The following is a 13,820-nucleotide window of genomic DNA, read 5'->3' as shown; positions in this document are numbered from 1 at the left end:
TGTGTGCAAAAAAATGATTAGGAGTTTATATGAGCCAAAAACCAGGATTAAAAAAAGATCTTAATTTGCTGGCCGGGATGGCATTGGTGGTGGGGATGGTAATCGGTTCCGGTATTTTTATGAAACCGGGAATCGTAATAGCCGCCGCCGGCGATTCAACAATGGCGCTTATTGCCTGGGGCGTAGGCGGGCTGATCACTATTGCTGCCGGTCTTACTGTTGCCGAGCTGGGGGCGCAAATCCCGCGCACAGGCGGGCTGTATGCCTATCTGGACGAAGTCTACGGCAAGATGTGGGGCTACCTGTTTGGCTGGGTGCAAACCTTAATTTACGGCCCGGCGACAACCGGCGCGCTCGGCCTTTATTTTTCCTCTTTATTGTTGCCGTTTTTTAATTTGCCGGCAACCTGGAAACTGCCTGTGGCGATAGCGGCGGTTGGCTTTTTAGCCGGGGTTAATGCCTTAGGGGCCAAGTACGGCGGTTTTATCCAGTCGGTGTCGACAGTGGCTAAGCTTGTGCCGATTGTGGTTATTGCTGTGTTTGGGTTATGGAAAGGCAATGGTCAGGTTCTCGGTATGCCGGGCGGGGGAGTAGAAGCCGCCGGTATGGGGGCTGCCGTTTTGGCTACTTTGTGGGCTTATGACGGCTGGATTAACGTTAGTTTTGTTGCCGGCGAGATGAAGAATCCGGCCAGAGAGCTGCCGCGCTCGATTATTTTTGGTTTAGGTATTGTTATGATTGTTTATCTTGCTGTCAATATTGCGCTGCTGCATTTGCTGCCGGCAGCGGAGATCGCCCTGTTGGGAAGCCGGGCGGCCGGTACCGCAGCCGGGTTGTTATTTGGTGAAATGGGCGGCCGGCTTATCAGCATCGGTATCCTGATTTCAATTTTCGGTGCCCTTAACGGTTATATTTTAACAGGGGCCCGGGTACCCTATGCCATGGCTCGGAATGGCCTGCTGCCCGGAGCGAAACTGTTGGGACAGGCCCATAAAAGGTCGGGGGCGCCGGCTAATGCTCTGGTACTTGGATTCCTGCTGTCTACAGCCCTGATGACACTCGGCGATCCTGACCGGTTGACAGATATGGCGATGTTTATTATTTGGATATTTTATATCTTAGCCTTTGTGGCTGTGTTTATTTTGCGGCAACGCAAGCCTGAGGTTAGACGCCCCTATAGTGTTCCCGGATATCCGGTCATACCTGCCATTGCCATCTTAGGTTCAGTGTACATTGCCTTCAGTATGCTCACCAATAGCCCCGGCGATGCTATCTGGGCTCTTGGTATTACGCTGACCGGCATTCCGGTATACCTGCTGCTGACTAAAAACAAATAGTGCCGGCGATCAGCGCAGCAGCTGATTTTGTCAGCGGCTAAAAGCAACCAGGTGTGAAAGAACATTTCTTTCCACCTGGTTTTTGCTGACTAAATTTCAGACTGCTGAACAAACTAATTCTGAGGATCAGGCGAGGTGTTAAGACATGGAGAATGTTTGCCCGCTATGCAATGCGTTGCGGCCGGTTGAAAAAAAATGTCCTGTTTGCAATCAGCTTCTGGTCGACGGCGGTTCATTGAATAATTATCTTGGTCCATACAGCCCCTACGGAGAAACAGCGTTATTGCCGTTTCAGTCAGCGGGGCAATGTATCCATCTTTTGTATTGTCCGGTATGTGCTTATGATATCCGGGTAACCCTGGCCCTTGTGAATATTTAAAGGGGATAAAAGCCGGCAAATCGGCAGATAATATCAAAAAAGTGAAGGAGTGAGCTGTATGTCCAATCCAGTGGTTAAGTGTAGTGTTGATCAATGTACCCACTATATGCCTGGTGATCAGTGTATGGCGGCAAAAATAAGCGTGTATAATGATGAAGAGGAAGGTACCTCAAGTAAGCCACGGGATACCCTGTGTAAAGCCTTCCATCACCGTAAAACAGTGGGCGATATGATTGGTGCTTTCCACAATGCCAATATCGGCGGCTCCATGTCGGCCGCTTTTTTGGAAGGAACCCAAATCACGCCGGCAGTAGAATGTTTTGTTAATAACTGTAAATACTGGAACGATGGCAACTATTGCAAGGCGGAGCAAATTCATGTAGCTGGTTTCAATGCTTCTAAAACTGCCGATACTGACTGTGAGACCTTTCAGTCTGTAGAATAATTGATTGGTGAGAATAAGCCGCTAACATCATTGATGATGTTAGCGGCTTATTCGTTCTAGTACTTCATCTTGCTGAAGTACTAGTTATGGCAGCCGCACTGACAATGATCGTCATGGTCAGCCACTTTGACGGAATCCAGCTGGGTTTTGACCTGGACTTTTATATGATCAATGTAACGGCGGCGGAGCTCTGCCTGTTCAGCGCGTTCACTGTCGGTGAGACCGGGAGCACGGCTTTTTTTAGCTAATTCGTTGATCCTGGCAATGACGGCAGGAGTTATCATCAACGGCACCTCGCTTTTCTTATATATAGGCCTGCATAGAAAAATACTAGCAAATTATTGACAAATGTGCAAGCATGACGGAAAATAACAATTACAGGAAAGCTATTTTTTAGTTGGGAAAGGTGAGAATATATGAAGAAGTGGCGTTGTAATGTATGTGGTCACATCCATGAAGGCGATCAGCCCCCGGCAGAATGCCCGATTTGCGGTGTTGGGCCTGAGGATTTCGCTGTTGAGCAGGAACCGGCTGCCAAGCTGCCGGTGGCGGCAAAACGCTGGAAATGCACAGTGTGTGATTATGTTCATGAGGGTGATCATCCGCCGGACAAATGCCCCCTCTGTGGTGTGGGGCCTGAACTTTTTGTCTTGCTGCTGGACGAAACCAGACAATTAACCAGAGCGGCAGTAGCCGAGGCCGGTCAGGATACTGCTCATTCGGCACTTGATAAAATAAGCTACGGGCTATATATCGTTAGTTCAATAAAGGATAATAATATCAACGGGCAATGCTGCAATACAGTGTTTCAGGTGACCAGCAAACCGCTGCGGATCTCAATTTGTCTGAATAAAAACAATCTTACCCATGAGTATGTCATGGCGAGCGGTGTATTTGCCGTTTCCATGCTCGGCAGTGATCAAACCGCTGCGGTTCACCGTTTTGGTTATAAATCAGGCCGTGATACGGATAAGTTTGCCGGTGTCGATTATATTGCCGGCCAAAACGGCTGTCCGATTCTTACCAACTGTCTGGCGTATGTGGAAGCGAGGGTAATGCCGGAGAAAATGGTCGATGTGGGCAGCCATACTTTATTTATTGCTGATGTTACCGCCGGCAGAATGGTAGCAAATGCCGAGGCACTGACATATAGTTTATACAGGAGTAGTAAACGTTAAAGGGTGATGGCTTTGTATGAGCTGATCATTATTGGCGGGGGGCCGGCGGGAATGACGGCGGCCGTGTATGCAGCGCGCAAGCAGATGAAGGCCCTGATGGTGATGAAAGAGTTTGGCGGCCAGCCGATGTGGACGATGGATATTGAGAACTATATGGGCTATCAGTTTGTTACCGGTCCGGAACTGATGGCGAAGTTTGATGAGCAGGTGCAAAAATTTCCCATTGATATAAAATATGAGGAAGTTACGGCGCTTGCTGTTCTGCCTGACGGCAGCTTTACCGTCACCAGCGATGGCGGCGAATATCAGGCTAAAACCGTCATTGTGGCTTCAGGCAAGCGGCCTCGCCGCCTGGAAGTGCCCGGAGAACTCGAGTTCACGGGCCGGGGTGTCAGTTATTGCGCTACTTGTGATGGCCCGCTGTTTGCGGGTAAGGCTGTAGCCGTCATTGGCGGCGGCAACTCGGCCCTGCAGGCGGCGATTGAGGTCAGTAAGGTCGCGGCTAAGGTATATCTCATCTCCTTAATGAACGATTATAAGGCCGATCCGATCATTATTGAAAAACTGAAAGCATTACAACAACCGGTTACCGAGCTTATAGGCTATACAACTAAGGCTGTTAAAGGCTCACAGGCTGTGGAAAAGCTGGTTATTGTGAAAAATGGTGACAGTAATGAAATCGAACTTGCGGTACAGGGTGTATTCGTGGAGATCGGCTTAATGCCTAACTCGGAATATTGTGAGGGGCTGCTGGCTTTTAATGAAGACCGGGAAGTGATTGCCGATTGCCGCACGCGCACCAATATTCCGGGTTTGTTTGCCGCCGGTGATGTCAATAACGGCCCTGACAAGCAAATTGTCATAGCTGCCGGTGACGGTGCGAAAGCGGCCCTGGTTGCCTATGAATACCTGCTGCATAGGCGCAGAGCCGATTAGAAAGTAATAGTTTGCATGCACAAACTGACACCGGCCACGTGCGGCCGGTGTTTTTTCTTTACATTTACTTGGCTTTTCCGGGAAAACGAGTATAATATTATCATACCATCCAGTCATAATACAACAATTTATGGAGTGTGAGAACATGAAAACTGTCATAACAATTGTCGGGCAGGACAGAGTAGGCATTATTGCCATGGTCAGCAACATTTTGGCTGAGAACAATGTTAATATCCTTAATATCAATCAGAATATCCTAGATGGCTTTTTTAATATGGTGATGCTGGTGGATATGACGCAGTCCATCATCAGCCTGAAAGATCTGGGCGAGCTGCTGCGCGGCAAGGGCGCTGCCATGGGCCTTGATATTAAAGTACAGCATGAAGATATATTCCGCAGTATGCACCGGATATAGGCAGGAGGACAAAAACAATGTTCACATTACAGGATGTTCATGAAACCAATCGCATGATTGATGAGAACAAGCTTGATATCCGGACAATTACCATGGGTATCAGCCTGCGCGACTGCGGTGACCCGGATAGTAAGGTCCTTTGCCGGAATATTTATGACAAGGTGACCCGCACCGCGGAAAAATTGGTTAAAACCGGAGAAGATATAGAGGCTGAATATGGGATTCCGATTATCAACAAACGGATTTCGGTAACCCCGATTGCCATTGCTGCCGAGAGCAGCCGGGCCGACAGCTATGTGCCGGTGGCTCAGGCGCTGGACGCCGCCGCCAAGGAGGTCGGCGTCAATTTTATCGGCGGTTTTTCGGCGCTTGTGGAAAAAGGCTACACCAAGGGGGATCATATCCTGATCCGCTCTATCCCTGAGGCGCTGGCTGTGACGGAACGGGTCTGTTCTTCTGTCAATCTGGGCTCAACCAAAGCCGGGATTAATATGGACTGTGTTCGCGAAATGGGCGAGATTATCAAACGTACGGCCGAACTGACCAAAGACAAAGATGCTTTGGGCTGTGCCAAGCTGGTGGTATTTGCCAATGTGCCTGAGGACAATCCCTTTATGGCCGGTGCCTTCCACGGGGTGGGTGAGCCTGAGACCACGATTCATGTTGGTGTAAGCGGTCCGGGTGTTGTCAAGCGGGCCCTGGAGGATGTGCGGGGGCGGGACTTCAGCACTGTAGCGGAAACAATTAAACGCACTGCTTTTAAGATTACCCGGGTTGGCCAGCTGGTGGCGCAGGAAGCAGCCCGGCGGTTAGGCTATCCCTTCGGCATTATTGATTTATCGCTGGCACCGACACCGGCGGTTGGCGACAGCGTGGCCCATATTCTGGAGGAAATGGGCATCGAAAGCTGCGGGGCGCCGGGGACAACAGCCGCGCTGGCGCTGTTAAATGATGCGGTTAAAAAAGGCGGTCTGATGGCCTCTTCTCATGTCGGCGGTCTGAGCGGGGCCTTTATCCCGGTAAGTGAGGATGCCGGGATGATTGCCGCGGTTGAGCGCGGCAGCCTGACGTTGGAAAAACTGGAAGCGATGACCTGTGTGTGCTCAGTCGGTCTGGACATGATTGCCGTACCCGGCGATACCTCGGCTGCTACCATTGCGGCAATTATTGCGGATGAGGCCGCGATCGGCATGATTAATAACAAAACGACCGCCGTGCGGATTATCCCTGTACCCGGCAAAGTAGTAGGTGATACGGTTGAGTTCGGCGGCCTGTTGGGGTATTGCCCGATTATTCCTGTCAGCAAATTCAAATCAGATGATTTTATTGCCCGGGGTGGACGGATTCCGGCCCCGCTTCGCAGTCTGACCAACTAAAGAAGGTTAAAAAAGGCGGGATTGCTTCTGTACAGAGCAGTCCCGCCTTTTTCGATCCCGGTATCAGAAGGTTTCGTTTGCTTCCCGGTGCTTCACAATGGCATCAAGCCTGGCCTCGTTGGTTTGGGCTCCGGTCCAGAGCTCTTTAAATGCAGTCGAACTTTTGAAGCTGGCGCTCCAGAGATAGGAATCCTCCGGGGTATAATAAGCAAAGATGATCCCCTGGTTTAAGCCCGTGGGCATAGTGCCCTCATCATTGGTAATCAGGGCATAATTTCCGGCCGGGGTAAGCTCAATGCCCGGCACAATCAGGCCATCGTCAATCTCTGTTTCTTCAAAACCCAGCGATTCGTAAAAAGATACAATAGTTTCACTGCTCATTACGTATCATCTCCCTATGCTAATTGAAATGGGTACCTTTGCCATATTAAAGGGTTTGTTCCCTCTAACGTTGAATTAAGTCATGAGAACCGGTAAAAAAAGACAACATTAAATGGGGTGATCAACATGGATCATACAATTGATTTATTCGGTGTTATTGACAGGCTTAAACAGCTTGTTGCAGAAATAGGCAAATTCCAACAGGAAAACCTGGGGAGCGCCAAGCTGGCCTTGGCTGTAAAATCAACCGCGATTGATATCGTCACTGAAATTGACAAAAAATCAGAAGCAAAGCTTATTGCTTTTGTCAAAGAATATTATCCGGCCCATGCAATCCTTGCGGAAGAGTCCGGACGGTCGGCGGCGCAGTCGGACTATCTATGGATTATTGACCCCCTGGACGGTACCACAAACTATGCCCAGGGTTTGCCGATATTTTCGGTCTCAATTGCCCTTGCCTATCGCGGACAAACGATTCTCGGCCTGGTTTACGCGCCTGTCCTTGCTGAACTATATTATGCGGTGCGAGGGCAAGGGGCATTCTTAAATGACAGGCCTATTCATGTCGCCGCCAAAACCAATTTGCTGGACAGCGTGCTGGCAACCGGTTTTCCCTATGATGTGGCCGAACATCCAGTCAATAATATAGACTATTTTACCAGGTTATTGCCCAAAACGCGAGCAATACGGAGATTTGGCTCAGCTGCCTACGATTTAGCCAGCGTAGCCTGCGGACGGTTTGACGGTTACTGGGAACTAAATCTCTCACCCTGGGATGCGGCTGCCGGAATTTTGCTGGTGGAGGAAGCCGGCGGTACTGTCCAGCCTTTCCGCCAAGACCGGAAGGTTTCCATCATTGCTGGTAATAATACCATTGTGGGGCAAATTTATAACGAGATAAAAACGCTGCAATAGCTGGAGGTTGACTATATACTATTATGACGACAAACTTTGAACAATTAGGGCTGATTGCGCCACTGACCGCCGGGATAACCGCTGCCGGTATCGCTGTCCCGACTGCCATCCAGGCGGAGGTTATCCCGGCAGCGCTGGCCGGTAAAGATATTATCGGGCAATCACCGACCGGCACCGGCAAAACCCTGGCTTATCTGCTGCCGCTTTTCCAAAAAATTGAACCTGCCAAACGCGAGACCCAGGGGCTGATTCTTGCCCCCACCCATGAGCTGGCGATTCAGATCCAGCGGCAAATCGAGTTGTTGATAACCAATTCAGGGCTGCCGATAACGGCGACCCCGATTATTGGTGATGTCAACATTATGCGGCAAATTGATAAACTTAAGGAAAAGCCGCATATCATTACCGGTTCGGGCGGGCGAATCCTGGAGTTGATCCAAAAAAAGAAGATCAACTCCCAGACGATTAAAACAATTATTCTTGATGAAGCAGACCGGCTGCTTGATGATAAAAACGCAGATAACGTCAGAGCAGTCATCAAGACCACGCAAAAAGACCGCCAGCTGCTGGCTTTTTCGGCGACAATACCCCCGGCAGCACTAGGCCGGGTGCAGGAATTGATGCGCAGCCCGGTTGAGATACTGTCAGCCCGGAGTAAGCCTGAGGATAAGCCTGATATCAAACATGTCTATTTTGTGTCCGACCGGCGGGATAAATTTGAGGCCCTGCGCAAAATAGTGAACAGCATTCATATTGACCAGGCCCTGGTGTTCATCAATCGCAGTGCTGATGTGGAGCTAACCGTCGATAAACTTAACTATCACGGCTTAATAGCAGCCGGGATTCATGGAAAATTTCTTAAAGAAGACCGGAAAAAAGCCATGGAGGGATTCAGGAACGGTAAGCTGCAACTGCTGGTGGCTTCCGATTTGGCGGCCAGGGGGCTTGATATCCCCGGGGTTGAGTATGTTTTCCATTTAGACTTGCCGGAAGACCCGGAAATCTACCTGCACCGGTCCGGACGAACCGGGCGGGCCGGTGCCAGTGGGGTGTCGATCGCCATTATCACACCGCGGGAGGCGGCGCTAATTGATCACTATGAGCAGGTCTTACAAATAAAAATGCTGCCTAAGTACGTTAGTCACGGTAAAGTTTTTGATAAGAGAACTGCCCATAGGCCTAAATAACCAATGCTAAACGGTACTGGTGAATCAGTACCGTTTCATAATGTCCAGACGGCATTATTGGTTATTTATCGCCGGTGTGCCACCGTTTCACCACTATTTTGCTTATTCTTAGTAGTGGCAGACACGCCGATAGTTATGGTAGAATGTAAGATGGTATAGGGTGGAGACAGTAATTCCGCCGCTTTTTTAAACCAGTTAAGAATGGTTGAGGTGTGACTTTGAGATTATATATTGCAGAAAAACCGAGCATGGCTGCCGAAATCGCCAAATGCCTGCCGGGGCCGGTAAGCCGCAAAGACGGTTACATCAATACCGGCGGCGGCATTATTACCTGGGGCTATGGACATATTCTGCGCCAGGCCGAGCCTGACGAATATGACGCTAAGTATGGAAAATGGCGGGCCGAGGACTTGCCGATTATTCCCCGCAGCTGGAAGCTGCTGGTGGCCGATTCCTGTAAAAAACAGTTCGAAATTATCAAATCGCTGATTGATCAGGCCAGCGAAATTGTTCATGCCGGTGACCCTGACCGGGAAGGACAGCTGCTGATCGATGAAGTACTTGACTATGTAAATAATCAGAAACCGGTGCACCGGATTCTGTTAAATGCCCTTGACGAGCAGAGCATCAAAAAAGCGATTAACAGCCTGCGCGACAACCGGGATTTTTATAACCTGAAGCAATCGGCCCTGGCCAGATCCCGGGCCGACTGGCTGATTGGCATGAACTTATCCCGGGCCTATACCCTGGCGGCGCAGCAGGCCGGGCACCGGACGACACTGCCGGTGGGACGGGTTAAAACACCAACGCTGGCGCTGGTTGTCCGCCGGGAGCGAGAGATTGAAGGGTTCAAACCGGCCGACTATTTTACCCTGAAAGCCGATTTCGTCCATAACGATATCGTATTTACCGCTTACTGGAAGCCGCAGGCGAATCAGCCGGGGCTTGATACTGAAGGCCGGCTGGCGGATAAAGCCATTGCCCGGGCCTTGCTGGCAACGTTGCAGGCGGCTACCGAGCCCGCGACCGTCAGCTTATGCGAAACAACGGAGAAAAAGGACCCGCAGCGCCTGCCGCTGGCTTTGTCGACCCTGCAGGTTATGGCCGGCAAAAAATTCGGCTATGATCCGCAGCTGGTGCTGGATACAGCGCAGAAGCTCTATGAAAAGAAACTGACAACCTATCCCCGTTCGGACTGCGAATTTTTGCCGGAGTCCCAGCAGGAGGACGCCGGGCCGATTCTGAAAAATCTAAGCGGCCTGGCCCAGACGGAACTGGCAGGGTGGGCCGGCAAGGCTGAACCGCTGACGAAAAGCCGGGCCTGGAATGACAAAAAAATTACTGCCCACCATGCGATTATTCCCACGGTCGAGCGCTGTAACTTTGCGGCCCTGAGTGAACCTGAGCGCAACATCTACTTTCTGATTGCCCAGGCCTATCTTGCCCAATTTTATCCGGTGCATGTCTTTGACCAAACCCGGGCCGAACTGGACTATGCCTGTGAACGCTTTACCGCCAGCGGCCGGGTTATCCGGGAATTGGGCTGGAAGGAATTATACGGTACCGAGGCCGAGGACAAGAAAGAAGAGGACAGCGGGGCGCTGCCGGCCATGGTTAAAGGCGATCAGCCGCTATTTGTCAAGGCCTCGGCTGACAAAAAGTCGACGAAGCCGCCGGCACGGTTTACTGCCGCGACCTTATTGGCAGCGATGAAAGAGATTCATAAGTATGTAAAAAACCCTGAACTGAAAAAACAGCTCAAGGATGTGGCCGGCATTGGCACTGAGGCTACCCGGGCCACCATCATCAAAGAGTTGATTGAACGGGGTTTTTTGCGGGAGGAAACCAAGAAAAAGTATCTCAAGCCCACGGAAGCGGCCTATCTGCTTGTTGATATCCTGCCGGAAGAGATCACCTATCCGGACTTTACCGCGTTGTGGGAAGATATCCTGCACCAGATGGCGGCCGGCAATGCCAGCCTGGATAGTTTTCTGGGGCAGCAGGCCCGTTTTGCCTCCAGCCTTTGCACAAAAGCCAAACAGGCGGCGATCCCGTTAAAGGGCGATTATCCCTGCCCGCGCTGCCGCAAAGGGGTACTGCAGTCCAGAACCGGTAAACACGGCAAGTTTTGGGGCTGTTCCCGTTACCCGGCCTGCCGGGCTTCCTATGATGATGCCAATGACAAACCGGCGCTGCCGCCGGTAAAAGAACAGGGGCAAGGCTGATTACGCCTTGCCCCTGGAGGTTTTCGCCCGTTTGCTGCTATATTTTTTGTCGCCACCGGTGGCGGCAGCCGGTTTCGGCTTGCGGCGGCTCCGGAGATTACTGCCGCCATGGCTCACTGTTTTTTTCTCAGCCTCTTTCTTGTCCGGTGCCGTTTGGGGGGCAGGTTTTTTGAACACCGCTTTATTGCCGCTGGGGCGGGCCGCTTTTACTACTTTCTGACCGTTGGCTTTGTATTTTTCCAGCGAGGATTTGATCCCCTGCTCAATCAGCCGCAGATACAGGTGTTCACCGGGGGCCACAAAGGTAACGGCGGTCCCGGTCTGACCGGCCCGGCCGGTGCGGCCGATCCGGTGAATATAGCTCTCCGGGTCATGGGGGATATCGTAGCTGAATACATGGGTCACGCCTTCAATATCCAGGCCGCGGGCGGCAATATCGGTGGCGACTAAAATCTGCAGTTTGGCGTCGCTGAAGCGTTTCATCACCTGCGTGCGTTTGGCCTGAGACAAGTCGCCGTGCAGCTCATCGGCTTGGTAGCCGCGCTGAATCAGCGCCGTATTCACCGCTTTGGCCCGGTCTTTGGTATGGCAGAAGACGATGGCCAGATAGGGCTGGGATTCATCAATCAGGCTGCAGAGCTTGTCAAGCTTGTCTGCTTCCGGCAGCTCAATGATAATCTGCTTAATCTCATCTAAGGTTACATTTTGGGTCTGAATGTGGATATCGGCCGGTTTCGTCATGTACCGGGACGCCAGGGCCCGGACTTTGGGCGGCATGGTGGCCGAGAACAGCATGGTCTGCCGTTTCGGTGAAGTCAGCTGGATAACCGCTTCCACCTCATCCAGAAAGCCCATGTGGAGCATCTGGTCAGCCTCATCCAGCACCAGCTTGGTCACGCCGGTCAGCACCAGCGTTTGGCGCCGGGCGTGGTCCAGCAGCCGCCCCGGCGTGCCGATGACCAGGTGGGGCTGGCCGCGCAGTTTGCGGATTTGCTCAGTCACATCCTGGCCGCCGTACACGGATAATACGTTAATATCAAGTACAGCAGCGATTTTTTTCGCTTCGGCCGTGATTTGCAGCGTCAACTCGCGGGTGGGGGTAATAATCAGGGCCTGGACATGGGGCGCGGTTGCCCGCAGCTTTTCCAGCAGCGGCAGCAAAAAGGCCAGGGTTTTGCCGGTACCGGTCTGGGCCTGGGCAATGACATCCCTGCCGGCCAGCAGTACCGGGATGGCCTGTACCTGCACCGGGGTGGGCCGGGTGATACCGGATTGTTGTAGAAATTGAGTCAGTTCAGGGCGAATGCCTAAGGCAGAAAAATTTGTTGACATCAGAGAACACCTTTCTTTGCGGAAATATGCCGGTAGTTCAGTTTGTGCAAGCCCGGGAAAGGCTATGCGTGGATAACAATTTAATATACTACTATTTTCCATAAAAGTAAAGAGTTTTTGCAATATAACCTGACTATTCTTTGCTGTCAGGGTCGATGGGGACGTTCCTTTTTTGTCAACTTTATAGTATACTGTAGATGGAGGGGATAACGATGAGCAGACAAGCAAGGCAGCTGAGTGAAACGGGGTTTTACCATGTGATATTCCGGGGAATCAACCATCAGCACCTATTTGAGGAAGATGCTGATTTTCAGTATCTGCTTCAGGCGTTAAAAACATTGAAAAAAACTATGAACTTCGAAATCCACGCATATTGTCTAATGAGCAATCATGTACATCTGCTGATGAAAGAACAAGAACCAGGCGATATTTCGATGATTATGAAAAGAATATTAACTAAATACGCCATGTATTTCAATCAAAAATACCAGCGCAGCGGGGCGTTGATTGCCAGTCGTTATAAAAGTGTGCCGGTTAAGGTAGATGAGTACTTTATTACACTTATCCGTTATATTCATCAAAATCCGCTAAAAGCAAATCTGGTAGAAAAGCTGGAAGATTATGCGTTTAGCAGCTATTGGGAATACCTACACGGCAGTGATTGGGTCAATACAGAATTATCTCTGAGTATGATAGGGAAAAATGAATGGCTGGAGCTTCACCGGGTTTTGGGTGATGAGGCATTTGAAGTATCAGGTCAAGCCAGTTTGAGTGACAATCAAGTTCGCCAAAAGATATTGCAAGTAACTAAGGGGCGAGAGCCGCACGAAATTGTGTCGTGGTCCAAGCCCGAGCGGAATGCTGTAATCAAGCAGCTTAAGGCAGCAGGAGTGTCAATTCGTCAAATTGAGCGGGAAACCGGAATATCACGGGGGATAGTGGCAAGATGTTGACGAAAAAGGAACGTCCCCTTGTCATATTAGCACGCGACATAAGTACAGATGGGTAATAGCGAGGGTGGATTTTATTTTACAGGTTTTTGTGGATATAGTCTTTCATTTCTTGTTGGTCCTTGAACCCAAGCGACTTAGCTATCGCTCCGGCCGTACCGACTTTGAGCTGAGTGCGGTCGCTAGGGTAATCAAATTTAACGGTGCGGTTTACGCCAAATGTTTGACCGATGTAGCTAAAACTTTCTTTGCCCATGCGCTGGAAACCGAAATGTTTAAGCAAGCGGCGAACATCGCCATGATCGAAACGTATGGGCATTATTTTAGACCTAACGCGTTCCGCATCGCTTCATCGTTTTCACAACGCATTAATTTGATGATTGCGGCTTGTTTTTCCGGCGATTCATGTTGGGAAAGAAAATTGGACTCCGTGTAGAGCGAAATATATTCGTGAATACTGTTGATCAAATCGGAGACGGCGGCTTCTTTGGTGTTGCCTTCGCCGTATAGGTCAATTTCGGGAACGGAAACAGTCCAGCCTTGTAATTCTTCGTCATAGGTTTCTGCCAGCGTAAAGGTGACGTGCTTTAAGAGAGAATCAAAGATGGCCTTTTTAATATGGCTGACTTCTTCTTTGGTGTTGTGGGCATATGTGACGACCTCTAAGCCTTTGATGGCAAGATTGTTGACTTTAGAATATTCGTTTTTAGTCTGCTTTACGTTATAGCGAATGGGTTCATATTTTTTTATTACGTTCATATTAC

16 protein-coding genes are annotated in these 13,820 nt (G+C 50.4%); 11 read left to right on the top strand and 5 right to left on the bottom strand.

Features of this window, described 5'->3' with window-relative positions; genetic code table 11:
- The first annotated feature begins 29 nt into the window (after window positions 1-29).
- The 3 genes from SPTER_RS12135 (at window position 30) to SPTER_RS12125 (ending at window position 2,161) form a co-directional block, all read left to right on the top strand.
- A complete protein-coding gene (locus SPTER_RS12135; RefSeq protein WP_144350644.1) occupies window positions 30-1,337 on the top strand; it encodes an APC family permease in 1,308 nt (435 codons plus the stop codon).
- A 145-nt stretch (window positions 1,338-1,482) separates the two neighbouring features.
- Window positions 1,483-1,716, top strand: a complete 234-nt coding sequence (locus tag SPTER_RS12130; RefSeq protein WP_144350643.1) for a hypothetical protein — start codon at window positions 1,483-1,485, stop codon at window positions 1,714-1,716.
- Between the two features lie 58 nt (window positions 1,717-1,774).
- Entirely contained in the window at window positions 1,775-2,161 is a 387-nt protein-coding gene (locus SPTER_RS12125; protein ID WP_144350642.1) for a DUF1540 domain-containing protein, read from the top strand.
- Window positions 2,162-2,241: 80 nt separating this feature from the next.
- Here SPTER_RS12125 and SPTER_RS12120 read toward each other — a convergent pair whose 3' ends face one another.
- The gene (locus SPTER_RS12120) at window positions 2,242-2,445 is read right to left on the bottom strand and encodes a DUF896 domain-containing protein (RefSeq protein WP_144350641.1); all 204 of its coding nucleotides are present in this window, start codon (window positions 2,443-2,445) and stop codon (window positions 2,242-2,244) included.
- A 132-nt stretch (window positions 2,446-2,577) separates the two neighbouring features.
- Here SPTER_RS12120 and SPTER_RS12115 point away from each other — a divergent pair, with 132 nt between their 5' ends.
- The 4 genes from SPTER_RS12115 to SPTER_RS12100 all read left to right on the top strand — a co-directional run bounded on the left by SPTER_RS12115 (window position 2,578) and on the right by SPTER_RS12100 (window position 6,066).
- Window positions 2,578-3,339, top strand: coding sequence for a flavin reductase (locus tag SPTER_RS12115; RefSeq protein ID WP_144350640.1), 762 nt, complete (start codon window positions 2,578-2,580; stop codon window positions 3,337-3,339).
- A 12-nt stretch (window positions 3,340-3,351) separates the two neighbouring features.
- Window positions 3,352-4,275 (top strand): NAD(P)/FAD-dependent oxidoreductase, encoded by a 924-nt coding sequence (locus SPTER_RS12110; protein WP_144352883.1) that lies wholly within the window; start codon window positions 3,352-3,354, stop codon window positions 4,273-4,275.
- Between the two features lie 145 nt (window positions 4,276-4,420).
- Window positions 4,421-4,690, top strand: coding sequence for an ACT domain-containing protein (locus SPTER_RS12105; protein WP_144350639.1), 270 nt, complete (start codon window positions 4,421-4,423; stop codon window positions 4,688-4,690).
- Between the two features lie 53 nt (window positions 4,691-4,743).
- A complete protein-coding gene (locus tag SPTER_RS12100; RefSeq protein WP_425474366.1) occupies window positions 4,744-6,066 on the top strand; it encodes a PFL family protein in 1,323 nt (440 codons plus the stop codon).
- A 63-nt stretch (window positions 6,067-6,129) separates the two neighbouring features.
- On the opposite strand, the gene SPTER_RS12095 is transcribed toward SPTER_RS12100, so the two are convergent.
- Window positions 6,130-6,447, bottom strand: coding sequence for a hypothetical protein (locus SPTER_RS12095; protein WP_144350637.1), 318 nt, complete (start codon window positions 6,445-6,447; stop codon window positions 6,130-6,132).
- A gap of 126 nt (window positions 6,448-6,573) precedes the next feature.
- Here SPTER_RS12095 and SPTER_RS12090 point away from each other — a divergent pair, with 126 nt between their 5' ends.
- From SPTER_RS12090 to SPTER_RS12080, 3 genes are all read left to right on the top strand, one after another.
- Complete coding sequence (locus SPTER_RS12090; RefSeq protein WP_144350636.1) at window positions 6,574-7,362, top strand: inositol monophosphatase family protein; 789 nt, start codon at window positions 6,574-6,576, stop codon at window positions 7,360-7,362.
- A gap of 23 nt (window positions 7,363-7,385) precedes the next feature.
- Window positions 7,386-8,549: a DEAD/DEAH box helicase gene (locus SPTER_RS12085; protein ID WP_144350635.1), complete on the top strand. Its 1,164-nt coding sequence runs from the start codon at window positions 7,386-7,388 to the stop codon at window positions 8,547-8,549.
- A 218-nt stretch (window positions 8,550-8,767) separates the two neighbouring features.
- Window positions 8,768-10,774: a DNA topoisomerase III gene (locus tag SPTER_RS12080; RefSeq protein WP_144350634.1), complete on the top strand. Its 2,007-nt coding sequence runs from the start codon at window positions 8,768-8,770 to the stop codon at window positions 10,772-10,774.
- Here the strand turns inward: SPTER_RS12080 and SPTER_RS12075 are convergent, their stop codons facing one another.
- On the bottom strand, window positions 10,775-12,106 hold the full coding sequence (locus SPTER_RS12075; RefSeq protein ID WP_144350633.1) for a DEAD/DEAH box helicase: 1,332 nt from the start codon (window positions 12,104-12,106) through the stop codon (window positions 10,775-10,777).
- Between the two features lie 212 nt (window positions 12,107-12,318).
- On the opposite strand from SPTER_RS12075, the gene SPTER_RS12070 reads away from it, so the two are divergent.
- A complete protein-coding gene (locus SPTER_RS12070) occupies window positions 12,319-13,059 on the top strand; it encodes a transposase (RefSeq protein WP_144350632.1) in 741 nt (246 codons plus the stop codon).
- 76 nt (window positions 13,060-13,135) lie between these two features.
- On the opposite strand, the gene SPTER_RS12065 is transcribed toward SPTER_RS12070, so the two are convergent.
- Both SPTER_RS12065 and SPTER_RS12060 read right to left on the bottom strand, forming a co-directional pair.
- Window positions 13,136-13,339: a hypothetical protein gene (locus SPTER_RS12065; protein WP_211367552.1), complete on the bottom strand. Its 204-nt coding sequence runs from the start codon at window positions 13,337-13,339 to the stop codon at window positions 13,136-13,138.
- 35 nt (window positions 13,340-13,374) lie between these two features.
- Entirely contained in the window at window positions 13,375-13,815 is a 441-nt protein-coding gene (locus tag SPTER_RS12060) for a hypothetical protein (protein WP_144350630.1), read from the bottom strand.
- Window positions 13,816-13,820 lie beyond the last annotated feature (5 nt).

The sequence above is a fragment of the Sporomusa termitida genome (genome assembly GCF_007641255.1).
In the GTDB taxonomy this organism is placed as follows: Bacteria; Bacillota; Negativicutes; order Sporomusales; family Sporomusaceae; genus Sporomusa; species Sporomusa termitida.
Note: the sequence above shows the minus strand (reverse complement) of the source record. Positions and strands in the feature narration are given on the sequence as shown.

What these genes read in the sequence shown, in the direction of transcription:
- SPTER_RS12100 (WP_425474366.1), top strand. Translation starts at nt 4,744, where the DNA reads ATGATTGATGAGAACAAGCTTGATATCCGGACAATTACCATGGGTATC.
- SPTER_RS12105 (WP_144350639.1), top strand. Translation starts at nt 4,421, where the DNA reads ATGAAAACTGTCATAACAATTGTCGGGCAGGACAGAGTAGGCATTATT.
- SPTER_RS12120 (WP_144350641.1), bottom strand. Translation starts at nt 2,445, where the DNA reads ATGATAACTCCTGCCGTCATTGCCAGGATCAACGAATTAGCTAAAAAA.
- SPTER_RS12060 (WP_144350630.1), bottom strand. Translation starts at nt 13,815, where the DNA reads ATGAACGTAATAAAAAAATATGAACCCATTCGCTATAACGTAAAGCAG.
- SPTER_RS12130 (WP_144350643.1), top strand. Translation starts at nt 1,483, where the DNA reads ATGGAGAATGTTTGCCCGCTATGCAATGCGTTGCGGCCGGTTGAAAAA.
- SPTER_RS12070 (WP_144350632.1), top strand. Translation starts at nt 12,319, where the DNA reads ATGAGCAGACAAGCAAGGCAGCTGAGTGAAACGGGGTTTTACCATGTG.
- SPTER_RS12125 (WP_144350642.1), top strand. Translation starts at nt 1,775, where the DNA reads ATGTCCAATCCAGTGGTTAAGTGTAGTGTTGATCAATGTACCCACTAT.
- SPTER_RS12135 (WP_144350644.1), top strand. Translation starts at nt 30, where the DNA reads ATGAGCCAAAAACCAGGATTAAAAAAAGATCTTAATTTGCTGGCCGGG.
- SPTER_RS12090 (WP_144350636.1), top strand. Translation starts at nt 6,574, where the DNA reads ATGGATCATACAATTGATTTATTCGGTGTTATTGACAGGCTTAAACAG.
- SPTER_RS12085 (WP_144350635.1), top strand. Translation starts at nt 7,386, where the DNA reads ATGACGACAAACTTTGAACAATTAGGGCTGATTGCGCCACTGACCGCC.
- SPTER_RS12115 (WP_144350640.1), top strand. Translation starts at nt 2,578, where the DNA reads ATGAAGAAGTGGCGTTGTAATGTATGTGGTCACATCCATGAAGGCGAT.
- SPTER_RS12075 (WP_144350633.1), bottom strand. Translation starts at nt 12,106, where the DNA reads ATGTCAACAAATTTTTCTGCCTTAGGCATTCGCCCTGAACTGACTCAA.
- SPTER_RS12095 (WP_144350637.1), bottom strand. Translation starts at nt 6,447, where the DNA reads ATGAGCAGTGAAACTATTGTATCTTTTTACGAATCGCTGGGTTTTGAA.